The sequence below is a fragment of the Klebsiella sp. WP4-W18-ESBL-05 genome (assembly GCF_014169075.1).
Lineage (GTDB): Bacteria > Pseudomonadota > Gammaproteobacteria > Enterobacterales > Enterobacteriaceae > Kluyvera > Kluyvera ascorbata_B.
The window spans coordinates 4,352,093-4,369,354 of record NZ_AP022057.1; the positions used below are offsets into that span (position 1 = coordinate 4,352,093).

Genomic DNA, 17,262 nt, shown 5'->3' on the forward strand with positions numbered 1-17,262 from the left:
GCCACCGCGGCGAGGGATTATTGTAAGCACAGATGGGGGCAAACAATCAGCGTCTGGAAGTGCGCTACTTCACAATAAAGCGCGTTGGGGCGAAACAGTTGAGCAGCCGGTGCAGAATAAACACCATCGTCAGCGTCGCCAGAAGGGAAATTGTCACCGACGTAGCGCGATACAGGTCGCTGAACACCAGGTCGCCATCCGGCTGGAGATTCTGGCCGAACATAATGCCAATGGTGGTGATGCTGGCAAAACCAACGCCGGCGCCCACCTTCTCCATCACGTGCAGCCGCGCGCTGAAGGCCAGCCCCAGGCCGATCAGCGGCATCATCAGCAGCATATGGCTGCTGTGATCGTAGAGGATCAGCTGCACCACCAGAATGTACAGGCAGGCCAGCACCACGCCGACCACGCGCCAGATGGAGCTGATCACCGCGCCGCGATAGTGCATCGGGAAGAGGATCAAGATCCCCGCCATCAGCGCCGACAGCGAGTCGCTCAGGTCGCTGACCTGGAAGACGATAAAGATAATCGTCGCCACGCTGCCGGAGAGCAGCGATTCATGGCGCACCCGCGCGGCGTCTTTTTCAATCAGCGGCGGCGGCTTGCGCGGTTCTGCGTCCGGGATCAGGTAGTGCATTAACGCACTCAGCGCCACCGCCATCACGCTCGCCTCAACGTTGGAAAATAACAGCGTGTGCCAGTTAGCCGTCGGGTAGCTCATAAAGTTGAGCATCACGCTTTGGCACACCACGCCCATCGAGCCAAACAAGAACAGCGGCCCTTTACTCATAAAGCGAAAACGCATCACGTACAGCGCGAACACAACGGCCGTCATAATCACCGGCCATTGGCTTAAATAGCCGATGATCAGCACCATTTCGATGCAGTTTAGCGAGGCGCTGAAGATAAACTGTTTGGCGACGTGACGGTTGAACACCGGCACCAGCGCAGTAAGCAGCAGCGGATAAACCACATAGAAAACGCCGTACTGGGTATCAAAGAAGCTCGAAATACTCAGCGCCAACATCCCGGCAAAAGAAATGCGCAAGGTCTGACGGAAATCGTTCGCCGTATAGACGATATTACCGTGAGGGGTAAAGACCTGCGCGAGGGTGTTAATAGACATAGTGCAGCCAGCTGACAAGATGGATTTGCAGGCCGGAGAAGAAACGGGCAAATGTGCCTTCGCTGTTGTACAGCTGGACGGTGGCGCGCGCGCCGGTCGGCAACGTTTTTTCCAGCGGCGCGTCCAGCGCCACGTGAATGCGCATACGCTGCGCGTCGCGCACCCAGCGGGTGGACTGCTCAGGCTGCGATAGCTCGCCGTTCACCGCTTCCTGACCGGCGAGGATCCCGGCGTCGCTGCTGGTCACCCGCGCCCGGAAAACCTGGCCCGGTAAGGCATCAAACACCACCGCCGCATCCGTTCCCTGGCGCGTATGGCGCAGGCTTTTTTCGCGGAAGTCGGCCACGATGTCGGTTTTCTGGTTGACCACCGCCATCACCGCGCTGCCCGCCGAGGCATAAAGGCCAGGGCTGAGCTGGAGGTTACTGACGGTACCGTCCGCTTCGGCGCGGATTTTGGTCCAGTCGAGGTTGAGCTGCGCTTCCCGCAGCGCCGTCTGGTACTGCCGAAGCGTGACGTTATGTCCATCATCGCGCTCGCCGCGCTGAATTTGCAGGTTGTGAATGGAGGCACGCAGCGCGCTCACCGACTGCTCGCTGGTCTGCCAGGTGGTGCGCACTTTATCAAGATCCGCCTGAGAGACATTCTGCATGCGGCTCAGGCTTTGGTAGCGATCGTAGGTCACCCGATCGTTACGCGCGGTCAGCTGCGCGGTTTTCAGGTTGGCCTCGGCGGCAGCAATCTGCGCATCCAGCTGCTGGTTACTCAGCTTCGCCTGAGCCAGCGCTAGCGCGGCGGAATCCACTTTATTCTGGAACGGCGTCGGGTCCAGCTCATACAGCAGATCGCCCTTTTTCACCGCGCTATTATTGTGCACATAAACCTGCGAGACGTAGCCGGAAACGCGTGACGAAACGGGCGTCACCACGCGCATCACCGTGGAGTCCGGCGTCAGCGGGATCCAGATATCGGCAACGATAAAATAGGCAAACATGAGCAGGAAAGAGGCAATACTCACCCTTACCCAGCGGGCAAACTTCTGTTCTGGCGTCATCATGGTGTTAATCGATTTTATTATTTTCTTCGCGGATATTCCGCAGATTGCAGGCTATTTGATTCAAAGTGTCGCTAAACTTCACGATGTCGGCGGCAGGAATACCGGTGGACACGCGGGCCTGGAAGACTTCAATCACCTGGTTTAGCGTCTGGAGCACTGACCGACCTTCGTCGGTGAGCGTCAGCAGGCGAATGCGTTTGTCGTACGGCGAGACGGTGCGCAGCAGGTAGCCCTGTTGCTCAAGTAACGTCAGCGTGCGCATTAGCGGCGGCAGTTCAATACCCTGCACTTCCGCCAGCTCGCTCACAGAGACATTATCGCCAAGCTGGAGCAGCTGCATCAGCACCGTCCAGCTTGACTGGGTCAGGCCGGTATCGGTGATGGCATGATCGATAATCGAACGCCACTGGCGCACGACCATCGCCATCCGCATCCCCATCGGGCGGCGGGCAAAGCGCTCTTCTTCAGTCATGGCAGTCTCCGTTCGTTTCGTCGATGTACGATAATACTTACCATGGTAAGTATCAAGGAACGAAAGGCGTAAACCGCATGGATTGTAAAATGGCCCTACTTTCCGGCGATGTACTCGACGTCCATCGTTTCGCAGTCGACAAAACCAATACGCGCCAGCTTTGCCAGCGGTCCTTTGGCCACGAACGGCACGCGATACTCGTCATCTTCAATGGTGACTTCGCCGAAGATCAGCTCAGGCGTGAGCGTACCGAGCGTACTTTTTTCTCGATACCAGTGGGGAAAGCGGCCGCGCAGGTAATCCTCTTTAACGCGTAAAAGCGCTTTGCGGGAAAAATCGAGGCGGCACACGGAAGCGGTGTCAGGGAAAACGTCGTTAACAATAAATATAACGGTGATGCCCGCGGTCAGCAGGCTACAAAATAGTGCAGTCACTAATAATGTTTTTTTCATGCTGAAGGTAGGTGTATTGGGTTAAATAATCACGGGAACCAAGACCATTCTAAAAATAAATAAAAACAAGTAAAGCAATGTATTGGTATTGTTTCGTAAATATCGAATCAATCACCTAATCAAAAAGATGAGTTGCCCGTCATTATGCGTACCAGCGTTAATCCTTTGCTCTAATTTTGTTATTTTACAACACAATAAATGCGTTATTGTTACAACGCATACCAGTTTAAATCAGATGAGCGCGGCTTCACAATTCGCATTTACGGAATGATAAATGTGAGTCTTTTTGAGTATTCGTATCATTCTTGATATTAAGTACAAATAAAAGATGACGTCCAATACGTCATCATATTTGCAGATAAAAATAATCTCTTTATTTTTTGGTAATATATATTGGTTATTAATCCATTTTTAGATACCCCTTCCAGAAAATCCGCCAGGGGTAGACAGGCGGGTCAGTTTGGTGGCAGGATAAAAGGATGAACACAAATGTGACCGTTACCCGCTCAAACCGTTGGTGGCTGCCTTTCTGACAGGCGGCTCGGGTTACGTTATCTTTTCAAAGCCGCCGAAAGGCGGCTTTGTTGTTTCTCAGTGCGTCTTTCGGCTCAATGTTTTAAACGGAGCAACTGATGAACAACACCTCACATATTCTGCTTACCGGCGACCGTCCTACCGGCCAGCTGCACCTGGGGCACTATGTCGGCTCTTTACGCCAGCGTGTGCAGCTTCAGCATCAATATCAACAGTTTATTTTGATCGCAGATTTACAAGGGCTGACCGATAACGGCAGCAACCCGCAGAAAATCAGCCATCATATTCTGGAAGTTATGGCCGACTATCTGGCGGTGGGTATTGATCCCCAGCTCACCACCGTGTGCCTGCAATCGGCGCTGCCTGCGCTGGCTGAATTGACCGCGTTGTACATGAATATCGTCACCGTCGCCCGGGTAGAGCGCAACCCGACCGTGAAAAATGAAATTGCACAGAAGGGCTTTTCGCGCGCGCTGCCGGTAGGCTTTATGGCCTACCCCATCAGCCAGGCGGCCGACATCACCGCCTTCAACGCAGATCTGGTGCCGGTCGGCGACGATCAGCTGCCGATGATCGAGCAGACCAACGAAATCGTGCACAAAATGAATAGCCTGACCGCCGAACCGGTGCTGCGTCACTGTAAGGCGCTGCTCAGCGAGGTGAGCCGCCTGCCGGGTATCGACGGCGGCGCAAAAATGTCGAAATCACTCGGCAATACGCTGACGCTTTCCGCCAGCGAAGCGGAAATCCATCACGCGGTCAGCGCCATGTTTACCGATCCCAACCACCTGCGCGTTGCCGACCCGGGGCAAATTGAGGGGAACGTGGTCTTTACCTATCTTGATGCCTTCCATCCCGATAAAGCGCTGGTCGCCAGCATGAAGGCGCATTACCAGCGTGGTGGGCTGGGCGACAGGCAGTGTAAAAACGAGCTGGAAGCCTGCCTACAGACGCTACTGGCCCCGATCCGCGAACGTCGTGCGACCTTCATTCAGGATAAAGCGATGCTGCTGGAGCAGCTACGCCAGGGCAGCGAGCGGGCGCATGAAGTCACACAGCGAACGCTGCATGCGGTGAAACGCGGCCTGGGGCTGCCCATTTTGTTCTGAGCACCGTGAGGGCATCGCCTCCGCAGGTGCCCTCATCTTATTTTGATTAAACGTGTTAATCGTTTCTCAAGCCCATGTTAATAGTATGGACATACTCAATGTCGATGCTAGTATGACATTGACAGTAGCTATATATATGCGTGTTTCATTTACGGCCAGGATTGCTGATGATGACCACATGAGTAGCACACTTCACAGCCTCCTCCCTTCTCTTCACAATGAAACGCGCGCCACTCAGCAACAGGGAATAGAGCGGGTAGCGTATGGACAAATTCAAGCGGCATTGGGCCTGGTACATCATCGGTTTCGCGGTGGCAATCGCCGCCGTTTCATGGTGGATGCTGCGTCCACCGGGGCTACCGGACGGTTTCGCCAGCAGTAACGGCAGAATAGAAGCCACTGAAGTGGATATCGCCACCAAAACTGCTGGTCGCATTGAGACGATAGTGGTCAAAGAGGGACAGTTTGTCCGCCAGGGCGAGGTGCTGGCGAAGATGGACACCCGGGTTCTGAACGAACAACGGCTGGAGGCCGTAGCGCAAATCAAAGAGGCGCAAAGCGCCGTCGCTGCCGCAAAAGCCCTGCTCGACCAGCGACAAAGTGAAATGCGTGCCAGCGAAGCGGTGGTGAAACAGCGCCAGGCCGAGCTTGATTCCACGTCGAAACGCCACGCCCGCTCCAGCACGCTATCCCAACGTGGCGCGGTTTCAGCCCAGCAGTTGGATGATGACCGAGCCGCCGCCGAAAGCGGACGCGCCGCGCTCGAGTCTGCACGCGCGCAGGTTTCCGCCGCCAAAGCAGCCATTGAAGCCGCGCGAACCAGCATTATTCAGGCACAGACCCGCGTGGAAGCCGCTCAGGCCACCGAACGACGTATCATGGCCGATATTGATGACAGCACGCTGAAAGCCCCGCGCGACGGCCGCATTCAGTATCGCGTCGCCGAACCGGGCGAGGTGCTGGCCGCCGGTGGACGGGTGCTGAATATGGTCGACCTCTCCGATGTCTACATGACCTTCTTCCTGCCGACCGAGCAGGCTGGCCTGCTGGCGGTGGGCAGTGAAGTACGCCTGATCCTCGATGCCGCGCCGGATCTGGTGGTTCCCGCCAATATTAGCTTTGTCGCGAGCGTGGCCCAGTTCACGCCCAAAACCGTGGAAACCAGCGACGAACGGCTCAAACTTATGTTCCGCGTAAAAGCGCGCATTCCACCCGAGCTGCTGGCTGAACACCTGGAATACGTTAAAACCGGTCTGCCGGGCATGGCCTACGTCAGGCTGGATAACCAGCAGCCCTGGCCGGCAACGCTGATGGTGAGGCTGCCGCAATGAGACAGGACGCGCATCCCCCGGTTGCTCAATTAGAGCACGTCGGCCAGCGCTTCGGCAGCACCGTCGCGCTCAACGACATTACGCTGGCCATTCCCTCCCGCTGCATGGTGGGGCTGATCGGCCCGGACGGCGTGGGAAAATCCAGCCTGCTGTCGCTGATCGCCGGCGCGCGAGTGATTGAAGAGGGCAACGTGATGGTGCTGGGCGGCGACATGCGTGATGCCCGGCACCGCCGTGATGTCTGCCCGAAAATTGCCTGGATGCCACAGGGACTGGGCAAAAACCTTTATCACACGCTCTCGGTATACGAAAACGTCGACTTCTTCGCCCGTCTGTTCGGTCATGATAAGCGCGAGCGCGAAGCACGCATCGACGAATTGCTGCACAGCACCGGGCTGGCGCCGTTCCGCGACCGTCCGGCAGGCAAACTCTCCGGAGGGATGAAGCAAAAGCTGGGCCTGTGCTGCGCGCTAATCCACGATCCGCAGCTGTTGATCCTTGATGAGCCAACCACCGGCGTCGATCCGCTTTCACGTGCTCAGTTTTGGGAACTTATCGACAGCATTCGCGCACGCCAGCCGGAGATGAGCGTGCTGGTGGCCACCGCCTATATGGAAGAAGCCGAGCGCTTCGACTGGCTGGTGGCGATGAACGCCGGGAAGGTGCTGGCAACCGGTAGTGCGGAAGAACTGCGTACACAAACCGCCAGCCAGACGCTGGAGCAGGCGTTTATCGCCCTGCTGCCGGAAGCCCAGCGCAACGCACATCAGCAGGTCATTATCCCACCGCGCGACGCCAGCGAAGAAGAAATTGCGATTGAAGCTCGCGGGCTGACCATGCGCTTCGGCGATTTTGTCGCGGTCGATCACGTCAATTTCCGTATTGCCCGCGGCGAGATTTTTGGCTTCCTGGGGTCGAACGGCTGCGGTAAATCCACCACCATGAAGATGCTGACCGGCCTCTTACCCGCCAGCGAAGGAGAAGCCTGGCTATTCGGCCAGCCGGTGGATCCGAAGGATATCGAAACCCGCCGCCGCGTCGGCTATATGTCGCAGGCCTTTTCGCTGTACAGCGAACTGACCGTGCGTCAGAACCTGGAGCTACACGCCCGGCTGTTCCATATCCCCGACGCGGAAATTCCCGGCCGCGTGGCCGAAATGAGCCAGCGCTTTATGCTCATCGACGTTGAAGATGCCCTGCCTGCCGCGCTGCCACTGGGTATTCGCCAGCGTCTATCGCTGGCGGTGGCGGTGATTCATCGCCCCGAGATGCTGATTCTGGATGAACCGACCTCCGGCGTCGATCCGGTGGCGCGTGACATGTTCTGGCAGCTGATGGTCGATCTTGCCAGGCAGGACAAAGTCACCATTTTTATCTCCACCCACTTTATGAACGAAGCCGAGCGCTGCGACCGCATGTCGCTGATGCATGCGGGCAAAGTGCTGGCCAGCGATACGCCGCAGGCGCTGGTCGCTAAACGCGGTGCGGCGAGCCTGGAAGAGGCGTTTATTGCCTACCTTAAGGAGGCCGCCGAACCAACGCCCGATACCGGGGCAATGACGCCCCCGGCGCAAGCCGCCGCCGAACCACCGCGCCAGGCGTTTAGCTTACGCCGACTGTTCAGCTATAGCCGCCGCGAAGCGCTGGAGCTGCGCCGCGATCCGGTGCGATCGACGCTGGCCCTGCTCGGAACGGTGATCCTGATGTTTATCATGGGCTATGGGATCAGCATGGACGTTGAGGACTTACGCTTTGCGGTGCTCGACCGCGATCAAACCGTCAGCAGCCAGCGCTGGACGCAGAACATTGCCGGATCGCGCTACTTTATTGAGCAGTCGCCGCTGCACAGCTACGACGATCTCGACCGCCGGATGCGCGATGGCGAGCTGGCGGTCGCCATTGAGATCCCCCCCAACTTTGGCCGCGATATTGCGCGCGGTACACCGGTGCAAATCGGCGTATGGGTGGATGGGGCCATGCCAAACCGTGCGGAGACGGTGCGCGGATACGTGCAGGCTATGCACCTGGCATGGCTACAGGAAATGGCCGGAAGACAGCCCAGCGCCGCCAGCGATAGCGCTTTAATGTCAATAGAGACGCGCTACCGCTATAACCCGGATGTGAAGAGTCTGCCGGCGATCGTACCGGCAGTGATCCCGCTGCTGCTGATGATGATCCCGGCAATGCTCAGCGCCCTAAGCGTGGTGCGCGAAAAAGAGCTGGGTTCCATCATCAACCTTTACGTCACGCCGACGACCCGCACCGAATTCCTGCTCGGTAAGCAGATACCGTATATCGCACTGGGCATGTTCAACTTCCTGCTGCTGTGCGCGCTGTCGGTGTTTGTTTTCGGCGTGCCGCATAAGGGCAGTTTCCTGACGTTAACGCTGGCGGCGCTGCTGTATGTCACTATCGCCACCGGGCTTGGGCTGTTGATTTCCACCTTTATGAAGAGCCAGATCGCGGCGATCTTCGGTACCGCCATTATTACGCTGATCCCGGCCACGCAGTTCTCCGGGATGATCGATCCGGTCGCGTCGCTGGAAGGTCCAGGGCGCTGGATCGGCCAGATTTACCCGACCAGCCACTTTCTGACCATCGCCCGCGGCACCTTCTCGAAGGCGCTGGGGCTCAGCGATCTGTGGGCGTCGTTTATTCCGCTGCTGATTGCCGTGCCGTTGGTGTTGGGTTTGAGCGTGTGGCTGCTGAAAAAACAGGAGGGTTAATGCGCGGATTACGCAATATTTATAACCTCGGCGTGAAGGAACTGCGCAGCCTGCTGGGCGATAAAGCGATGCTGGCGCTGATCGTGTTTGCGTTTACGGTGTCGGTTTACTCGTCGGCAACGGTGATGCCTGGCTCGCTGCATCTGGCGCCGATTGCGATTGCTGATATGGACAAGTCGCAGCTTTCGTCACGGATTATTAACAGCTTCTATCGCCCGTGGTTTCTGGAGCCGGAGCTGATCACCGCCGACGAGATGGACGCGGGACTGGATGCCGGGCGCTACACCTTCGCCATCAATATTCCACCTAATTTTCAACGTGATGTGCTGGCGGGAAGGCAGCCGGAATTACAGGTTAACGTGGATGCGACGCGTATGAGTCAGGCATTTACCGGCAACAGCTATATCCAGAATATCGTGACCGGCGAGGTAAACAGCTTTGTGGCACGATATCGGGATAACAGTGCGCTGCCGGTGGAGCTGGCGGTGCGGATGCGCTTTAACCCTAATCTTGAGCAGGAGCGGTTCGGCGCAGTCATGGCCATTATCAACAACATTACGATGCTGGCGATTGTGCTCACCGGTTCGGCGTTGATCCGCGAGCGTGAGCATGGAACGGTGGAGCATCTGTTGGTGATGCCGGTGACGCCGTTTGAAATTATGCTCGCCAAGGTCTGGTCTATGGGATTGGTGGTTCTGGTCGTCTCCGGGCTGTCGCTGATACTGATGGTGCAGGGCGTGTTGCAGGTGCCGATCGAAGGCTCGATCCCGCTCTTTATGCTGGGGGTTGCGCTGAGCCTGTTTGCAACGACGTCGATCGGCATTTTTATGGGGACGATTGCCCGTTCAATGCCGCAGTTAGGGCTGCTGATGATCCTTGTACTGCTGCCGTTGCGGATGCTGTCCGGCGGTTCAACGCCGCGCGAGAGTATGCCTCAGGTGGTGCAGGATATTATGCAAACGATGCCGACAACGCACTTTGTCAGCCTGGCGCAGGCGATTCTCTATCGCGGTGCTGACTTTGCCATCGTCTGGCCGCAGTTCCTGACGCTGATAGTGATTGGCGGGGTATTTTTTACCGTTGCTCTGGTGCGTTTTCGCAAAACCATCGGCGAAATGGCATAAATATGTTCTGCCCGTAGGCCGGATAAGGCGAAGCCGCCATCCGGCAATATCCACAATGCCGCATCCCACAAAGCGCAGACGCAAAAAAGCCCATCCGTCAGGATGGGCTTCTTCACTTAATTGATGCCTGGCAGTTCCCTACTCTCGCATGGGGAGACCCCACACTACCATCGGCGCTACGGCGTTTCACTTCTGAGTTCGGCATGGGGTCAGGTGGGACCACCGCGCTACGGCCGCCAGGCAAATTCTGTTATTAACCCGCTTTTCGCCGGTCAATGTAATCTGTAATCAAGCTGAATATGATGTCTGTCTCTTCGCCAAAACATCTTCGGCGTTGTAAGGTTAAGCCTCACGGTTCATTAGTATCGGTTAGCTCAATGTATCGCTACACTTACACACCCGACCTATCAACGTCATCGTCTTTAACGTTCCTTCAGGACTCTCAAGGAGTCAGGGAGAACTCATCTCGGGGCAAGTTTCGTGCTTAGATGCTTTCAGCACTTATCTCTTCCGCATTTAGCTACCGGGCAATGCCATTGGCATGACAACCCGAACACCAGTGATGCGTCCACTCCGGTCCTCTCGTACTAGGAGCAGCCCCCCTCAATTCTCCAGCGCCCACGGCAGATAGGGACCGAACTGTCTCACGACGTTCTAAACCCAGCTCGCGTACCACTTTAAATGGCGAACAGCCATACCCTTGGGACCTACTTCAGCCCCAGGATGTGATGAGCCGACATCGAGGTGCCAAACACCGCCGTCGATATGAACTCTTGGGCGGTATCAGCCTGTTATCCCCGGAGTACCTTTTATCCGTTGAGCGATGGCCCTTCCATTCAGAACCACCGGATCACTAAGACCTGCTTTCGCACCTGCTCGAGCCGTCACTCTCGCAGTCAAGCTAGCTTATGCCTTTGCACTAACCTCCTGATGTCCGACCAGGATTAGCTAACCTTCGTGCTCCTCCGTTACTCTTTAGGAGGAGACCGCCCCAGTCAAACTACCCACCAGACACTGTCCGCAACCCGGGTAACGGGTCTACGTTAGAACACCAGCCATTAAAGGGTGGTATTTCAAGGTTGGCTCCACACGAACTGGCGTCCGCGCTTCAAAGCCTCCCACCTATCCTACACATCAAGGACCAGTGTTCAGTGTCAAGCTATAGTAAAGGTTCACGGGGTCTTTCCGTCTTGCCGCGGGTACACTGCATCTTCACAGCGAGTTCAATTTCACTGAGTCTCGGGTGGAGACAGCCTGGCCATCATTACGCCATTCGTGCAGGTCGGAACTTACCCGACAAGGAATTTCGCTACCTTAGGACCGTTATAGTTACGGCCGCCGTTTACCGGGGCTTCGATCAAGAGCTTCGCGTTGCCGCTAACCCCATCAATTAACCTTCCGGCACCGGGCAGGCGTCACACCGTATACGTCCACTTTCGTGTTTGCACAGTGCTGTGTTTTTAATAAACAGTTGCAGCCAGCTGGTATCTTCGACTGATTTCAGCTCCATGGGTAAACCACTTCACCTACATATCAGCGTGCCTTCTCCCGAAGTTACGGCACCATTTTGCCTAGTTCCTTCACCCGAGTTCTCTCAAGCGCCTTGGTATTCTCTACCTGACCACCTGTGTCGGTTTGGGGTACGATTTGATGTTACCTGATGCTTAGAGGCTTTTCCTGGAAGCAGGGCATTTGTTACTTCAGTACCGTAGTACCTCGTCATCACACCTCAGCGTTAAAAGAAGTCCGGATTTACCTAAACTTCCCGCCTACATGCTTAAACCGGGACAACCGTCGCCCGGCTAACATAGCCTTCTCCGTCCCCCCTTCGCAGTAACACCAAGTACAGGAATATTAACCTGTTTCCCATCGACTACGCCTTTCGGCCTCGCCTTAGGGGTCGACTCACCCTGCCCCGATTAACGTTGGACAGGAACCCTTGGTCTTCCGGCGTGCGGGTTTTTCACCCGCATTATCGTTACTTATGTCAGCATTCGCACTTCTGATACCTCCAGCACCCCTCACAGGACACCTTCAACGGCTTACAGAACGCTCCCCTACCCAACAACACATAGTGTCGCTGCCGCAGCTTCGGTGCACAGTTTAGCCCCGTTACATCTTCCGCGCAGGCCGACTCGACCAGTGAGCTATTACGCTTTCTTTAAATGATGGCTGCTTCTAAGCCAACATCCTGGCTGTCTGAGCCTTCCCACATCGTTTCCCACTTAACTGTGACTTTGGGACCTTAGCTGGCGGTCTGGGTTGTTTCCCTCTTCACGACGGACGTTAGCACCCGCCGTGTGTCTCCCGTGATAACATTCTTCGGTATTCGCAGTTTGCATCGGGTTGGTAAGTCGGGATGACCCCCTAGCCGAAACAGTGCTCTACCCCCGAAGATGAGTTCACGAGGCGCTACCTAAATAGCTTTCGGGGAGAACCAGCTATCTCCCGGTTTGATTGGCCTTTCACCCCCAGCCACAAGTCATCCGCTAATTTTTCAACATTAGTCGGTTCGGTCCTCCAGTTAGTGTTACCCAACCTTCAACCTGCCCATGGCTAGATCACCGGGTTTCGGGTCTATACCCTGCAACTTAACGCCCAGTTAAGACTCGGTTTCCCTTCGGCTCCCCTATTCGGTTAACCTTGCTACAGAATATAAGTCGCTGACCCATTATACAAAAGGTACGCAGTCACCCCATAAAGAGGCTCCCACTGCTTGTACGTACACGGTTTCAGGTTCTTTTTCACTCCCCTCGCCGGGGTTCTTTTCGCCTTTCCCTCACGGTACTGGTTCACTATCGGTCAGTCAGGAGTATTTAGCCTTGGAGGATGGTCCCCCCATATTCAGACAGGATACCACGTGTCCCGCCCTACTCTTCGAGTTCACAACCTGTGCATTTTGGTGTACGGGACTATCACCCTGTACCGTCGGACTTTCCAGACCGTTCCACTAACACACAAGCTGATTCAGACTCTGGGCTGCTCCCCGTTCGCTCGCCGCTACTGGGGGAATCTCGGTTGATTTCTTTTCCTCGGGGTACTTAGATGTTTCAGTTCCCCCGGTTCGCTTCATTACGCTATGTATTCACGTAATGATAGTGTGACGAATCACACTGGGTTTCCCCATTCGGAAATCGCCGGTTATAACGGTTCATATCACCTTACCGACGCTTATCGCAGATTAGCACGTCCTTCATCGCCTCTGACTGCCAGGGCATCCACCGTGTACGCTTAGTCGCTTAACCTCACAACCCGAAGATGTTTCGTAAAACACCATCGTGTTGCGAAAATTTGAGAGACTCGAACACACCGCTTATCTGTTCTTATTACGGAGAACAGACACAGTGTGTCGTTTCAATTTTCAGCTTGATCCAGATTTTTAAAGAGCAAAACTTCGCAGTGAACCTTTTCAGGTACACTCTGAAGTTTTCTTGTATTGTTGCAGTAAAGATGGTGGAGCTATGCGGGATCGAACCGCAGACCTCCTGCGTGCAAAGCAGGCGCTCTCCCAGCTGAGCTATAGCCCCATCGTTTATGAATCTCCCTCAAATTCGCGGGACGAATTTGGTAGGCCTGAGTGGACTTGAACCACCGACCTCACCCTTATCAGGGGTGCGCTCTAACCACCTGAGCTACAAGCCTGCAGAGATTCTTTACTGCTATTTTTCATCAGACAATCTGTGTGAGCACTTCAAAGAACGTTTCTTTAAGGTAAGGAGGTGATCCAACCGCAGGTTCCCCTACGGTTACCTTGTTACGACTTCACCCCAGTCATGAATCACAAAGTGGTAAGCGCCCTCCCGAAGGTTAAGCTACCTACTTCTTTTGCAACCCACTCCCATGGTGTGACGGGCGGTGTGTACAAGGCCCGGGAACGTATTCACCGTAGCATTCTGATCTACGATTACTAGCGATTCCGACTTCATGGAGTCGAGTTGCAGACTCCAATCCGGACTACGACATACTTTATGAGGTCCGCTTGCTCTCGCGAGGTCGCTTCTCTTTGTATATGCCATTGTAGCACGTGTGTAGCCCTACTCGTAAGGGCCATGATGACTTGACGTCATCCCCACCTTCCTCCAGTTTATCACTGGCAGTCTCCTTTGAGTTCCCGGCCGAACCGCTGGCAACAAAGGATAAGGGTTGCGCTCGTTGCGGGACTTAACCCAACATTTCACAACACGAGCTGACGACAGCCATGCAGCACCTGTCTCAGAGTTCCCGAAGGCACCAAAGCATCTCTGCTAAGTTCTCTGGATGTCAAGAGTAGGTAAGGTTCTTCGCGTTGCATCGAATTAAACCACATGCTCCACCGCTTGTGCGGGCCCCCGTCAATTCATTTGAGTTTTAACCTTGCGGCCGTACTCCCCAGGCGGTCTATTTAACGCGTTAGCTCCGGAAGCCACTCCTCAAGGGAACAACCTCCAAATAGACATCGTTTACGGCGTGGACTACCAGGGTATCTAATCCTGTTTGCTCCCCACGCTTTCGCACCTGAGCGTCAGTCTTCGTCCAGGGGGCCGCCTTCGCCACCGGTATTCCTCCAGATCTCTACGCATTTCACCGCTACACCTGGAATTCTACCCCCCTCTACGAGACTCAAGCTTGCCAGTTTCAAATGCAGTTCCCAGGTTGAGCCCGGGGATTTCACATCTGACTTAACAAACCGCCTGCGTGCGCTTTACGCCCAGTAATTCCGATTAACGCTTGCACCCTCCGTATTACCGCGGCTGCTGGCACGGAGTTAGCCGGTGCTTCTTCTGCGAGTAACGTCAATCACTAAGGTTATTAACCTTAATGCCTTCCTCCTCGCTGAAAGTACTTTACAACCCGAAGGCCTTCTTCATACACGCGGCATGGCTGCATCAGGCTTGCGCCCATTGTGCAATATTCCCCACTGCTGCCTCCCGTAGGAGTCTGGACCGTGTCTCAGTTCCAGTGTGGCTGGTCATCCTCTCAGACCAGCTAGGGATCGTCGCCTAGGTGAGCCGTTACCCCACCTACTAGCTAATCCCATCTGGGCACATCCGATGGTGTGAGGCCCGAAGGTCCCCCACTTTGGTCTTGCGACGTTATGCGGTATTAGCTACCGTTTCCAGTAGTTATCCCCCTCCATCGGGGAGTTTCCCAGACATTACTCACCCGTCCGCCACTCGTCACCCAAGAGCAAGCTCTCTGTGCTACCGTTCGACTTGCATGTGTTAGGCCTGCCGCCAGCGTTCAATCTGAGCCATGATCAAACTCTTCAATTTAAGTTTGATGCTCGTGAATTAAACTTCGTAATGAATTACGTGTTCACTCAGAGACTTGGTATTCATTTTTCGTCTTGCGACGTTAAGAATCCGTATCTTCGAGTGCCCACACAGATTGTCTGATAAATTGTTAAAGAGCAGTGCAACACGGCTTTCGCTCACTGTTGCGAGGTGGCGTATATTACGCTTTCCTCTTTCAGAGTCAACCCTGATTTTCAGGATTTTTTCTCTTCAACCGAACCGGCTGGTTGGTGTGAAGTGATTCACATCCGCCGTGTCGATGGAGGCGCATTATAGGGAGTTTCCCTGAGGCCGCAACCCTTAAATTGCAGAAAAATGACTGACTGCTGCAATCCCCAGCAGAACCCCGCCTTATACCCATTTACACACAGAGTTATCCACAAATCTCATCTATTCTTATCGTCTCTGCGTATCTCCCCCTTCTTTATAAAGAGGGAAAACGGCTTATCGCCCCACCCACTATTCAACAATACGCCCCGATTCGAGCTTGATAATCCGGTCCGCAAGGTGGAAATAGCGATCGTCATGGGTGATCGCGATAATGGTTTTCCCTTCAGCCTTCAGCGCCGGGAGGATTTCCTGGTAAAACACCGCTTTGAATTCCGGGTCCTGGTCAGCAGCCCACTCATCGAACAGGTAGATCGGCCGCGCTTCCAGCCAGGCCTGCAACAAAGCCAGCCGTTTGCGCTGCCCTTGTGAGAGTGCCGTCGTGGAGAAACACCCGTCCGCAAACCGAACCTTATGGCTGAGCTTCAGCCGCTCGAGTAACTCCCCTACCTGTTCCACCGTGCGTTCATGCACAAACGCCACGTTATCGAAAAGGAAGAAATCATTGAACACCACCGAGAAGCATTGCCGATATGCCTCCTGCTGGTCATCGGCAATCAGCTGGCCGTTTAGGCGCAGCGCTCCGCTGTCGGGCGGATAGATCCCCACCAGCAGATTCGCCAGCGTCGTTTTCCCACTGCCGTTACCGCCGACGATAAAGACCAGCTCGCCCGGCGTAAACGTCAGGTCGAGCGGCCCCAGGGTAAAGCGTTCACCATCTTCCCCCTGATATTGATAGCTCACCCGCTCCAGCGCCAGCGAAGTGAACGGCTCTTCTGGCAACGGACGCTGCGCCTGCTCCGGCGGCAGCGCCGCCTGTAACTGCTGCACCCGCTGCATCGCCACCCGCGCACTGGCGATAGTCGGTAGCGACGACAGCACGCCCTCAACGGGCACAATCATATAAAGGAAGATCATCACGTAGCCGGTAATCGCAGCCGGTTGCAGCGTTAGCGCTTCGCGCAGGCCAAACAGCACCAGGCCGATAAACACAAAGAACAGAATGCTGCCCCAGCTCGTCGCTAGCCCATACAGGATATAGCCCCGCGTCCGCTCACGACGCACAGCTTCAATATTCTCCGCCAGTTCGCCTTCCACAAAATGCCGCCGACGCGCGGCGTTAAGCCGATATTCACGCCCGCCGTCGAACAACGTTTTGCACTGCTGAATGAGCGTGTCTTCCCGTCGCCGGGATTGTCGCAGTAGCCCAAGCGCGCGGCCGTGTGCCGCCTGATACCCCAGCGTACCGAGCGCAATTGCCAGCAGCGCCAGCCCCAGCACGCTCAGAGATAGCGTCGCCAGGTAAATCAGGCACCCGAGGATCACCGCGCTATAGATGAAGAGATTCGGTAGATTGACAAAGAAGACCACCAGCGTATCGAGGTCCTGCGTCAGCACCGAGATAGTCCGCGCCATTCCGGAACGCTCCAGCTGTAGCCAGCGGGTTTCACTCACCCGATGCGTCAGCTCACTACGCAACCGCGCTTTTACCTTCTGGCCAAGATACATAAAGGTGGTTTGCGAGATAACGCGGGTTGCCAGCATCAGGCAGGCCAGCAGCGCAAACTGTATTCCCGGCGCCAGCCAGCCGTGTACAGGCGGCAGATTCAGGCTGTGGTTAATCATCGCCAGCAGCGACGCATTGCTCAGCCCGCTAATCAGCCCGGCAACCACGGCCAGCAGCAGCCAGCCGCCGACCATCCGAAACAACATCAACAACAACGACATGCC

General features: G+C 55.5%; 9 protein-coding genes, 2 tRNA genes and 3 rRNA genes. 4 read left to right on the forward strand and 10 right to left on the reverse strand.

Annotation, left to right across the window (positions count from 1 at the left end; genetic code table 11):
* Positions 1-64: 64 nt before the first annotated feature.
* The 4 genes from H7R58_RS20840 to H7R58_RS20855 all read right to left on the reverse strand — a co-directional run bounded on the left by H7R58_RS20840 (position 65) and on the right by H7R58_RS20855 (position 3,089).
* The gene (locus H7R58_RS20840) at positions 65-1,126 is read right to left on the reverse strand and encodes a DUF2955 domain-containing protein (protein WP_182929543.1); all 1,062 of its coding nucleotides are present in this window, start codon (positions 1,124-1,126) and stop codon (positions 65-67) included.
* The gene (locus tag H7R58_RS20845) at positions 1,116-2,183 is read right to left on the reverse strand and encodes an HlyD family secretion protein (RefSeq protein WP_182929544.1); all 1,068 of its coding nucleotides are present in this window, start codon (positions 2,181-2,183) and stop codon (positions 1,116-1,118) included. The genes H7R58_RS20840 and H7R58_RS20845 overlap by 11 nt, the downstream gene beginning before the upstream one ends.
* A gap of 4 nt (positions 2,184-2,187) precedes the next feature.
* Complete coding sequence (locus H7R58_RS20850; protein ID WP_182929545.1) at positions 2,188-2,655, reverse strand: MarR family transcriptional regulator; 468 nt, start codon at positions 2,653-2,655, stop codon at positions 2,188-2,190.
* A 95-nt stretch (positions 2,656-2,750) separates the two neighbouring features.
* Positions 2,751-3,089 carry a YebF family protein gene (locus H7R58_RS20855; protein WP_182929546.1) on the reverse strand — a complete coding sequence of 113 codons (339 nt, stop codon included), beginning with the start codon at positions 3,087-3,089 and terminating at the stop codon, positions 2,751-2,753.
* A gap of 650 nt (positions 3,090-3,739) precedes the next feature.
* Here H7R58_RS20855 and trpS point away from each other — a divergent pair.
* The 4 genes from trpS to H7R58_RS20875 all read left to right on the forward strand — a co-directional run bounded on the left by trpS (position 3,740) and on the right by H7R58_RS20875 (position 9,931).
* A complete protein-coding gene (trpS, locus tag H7R58_RS20860; protein WP_182929547.1) occupies positions 3,740-4,750 on the forward strand; it encodes a tryptophan--tRNA ligase in 1,011 nt (336 codons plus the stop codon).
* A gap of 263 nt (positions 4,751-5,013) precedes the next feature.
* Positions 5,014-6,081 carry an HlyD family secretion protein gene (locus H7R58_RS20865; RefSeq protein ID WP_106930489.1) on the forward strand — a complete coding sequence of 356 codons (1,068 nt, stop codon included), beginning with the start codon at positions 5,014-5,016 and terminating at the stop codon, positions 6,079-6,081.
* A complete protein-coding gene (rbbA, locus tag H7R58_RS20870) occupies positions 6,078-8,807 on the forward strand; it encodes a ribosome-associated ATPase/putative transporter RbbA (protein WP_182929548.1) in 2,730 nt (909 codons plus the stop codon). The genes H7R58_RS20865 and rbbA overlap by 4 nt, the downstream gene beginning before the upstream one ends.
* Positions 8,807-9,931: an ABC transporter permease gene (locus tag H7R58_RS20875; protein ID WP_182934523.1), complete on the forward strand. Its 1,125-nt coding sequence runs from the start codon at positions 8,807-8,809 to the stop codon at positions 9,929-9,931. The genes rbbA and H7R58_RS20875 overlap by 1 nt, the downstream gene beginning before the upstream one ends.
* Before the next feature lie 125 nt (positions 9,932-10,056).
* Here H7R58_RS20875 and rrf read toward each other — a convergent pair.
* The 6 genes from rrf to H7R58_RS20905 form a co-directional block, all read right to left on the reverse strand.
* Positions 10,057-10,172 (reverse strand): 5S ribosomal RNA (gene rrf, locus H7R58_RS20880).
* 97 nt (positions 10,173-10,269) lie between these two features.
* Positions 10,270-13,176 (reverse strand): 23S ribosomal RNA (locus H7R58_RS20885).
* Positions 13,177-13,382: 206 nt separating this feature from the next.
* Positions 13,383-13,458, reverse strand: a tRNA-Ala gene (locus tag H7R58_RS20890).
* A 38-nt stretch (positions 13,459-13,496) separates the two neighbouring features.
* Positions 13,497-13,573 (reverse strand) — tRNA-Ile (locus H7R58_RS20895).
* 70 nt (positions 13,574-13,643) lie between these two features.
* Positions 13,644-15,183, reverse strand: a 16S ribosomal RNA gene (locus H7R58_RS20900).
* Together the 16S, 23S and 5S rRNA genes with 2 tRNA genes alongside form the textbook arrangement of a ribosomal RNA operon.
* 480 nt (positions 15,184-15,663) lie before the next feature.
* A complete protein-coding gene (locus H7R58_RS20905) occupies positions 15,664-17,259 on the reverse strand; it encodes a cyclic peptide export ABC transporter (RefSeq protein WP_182929549.1) in 1,596 nt (531 codons plus the stop codon).
* Positions 17,260-17,262: the final 3 nt, after the last annotated feature.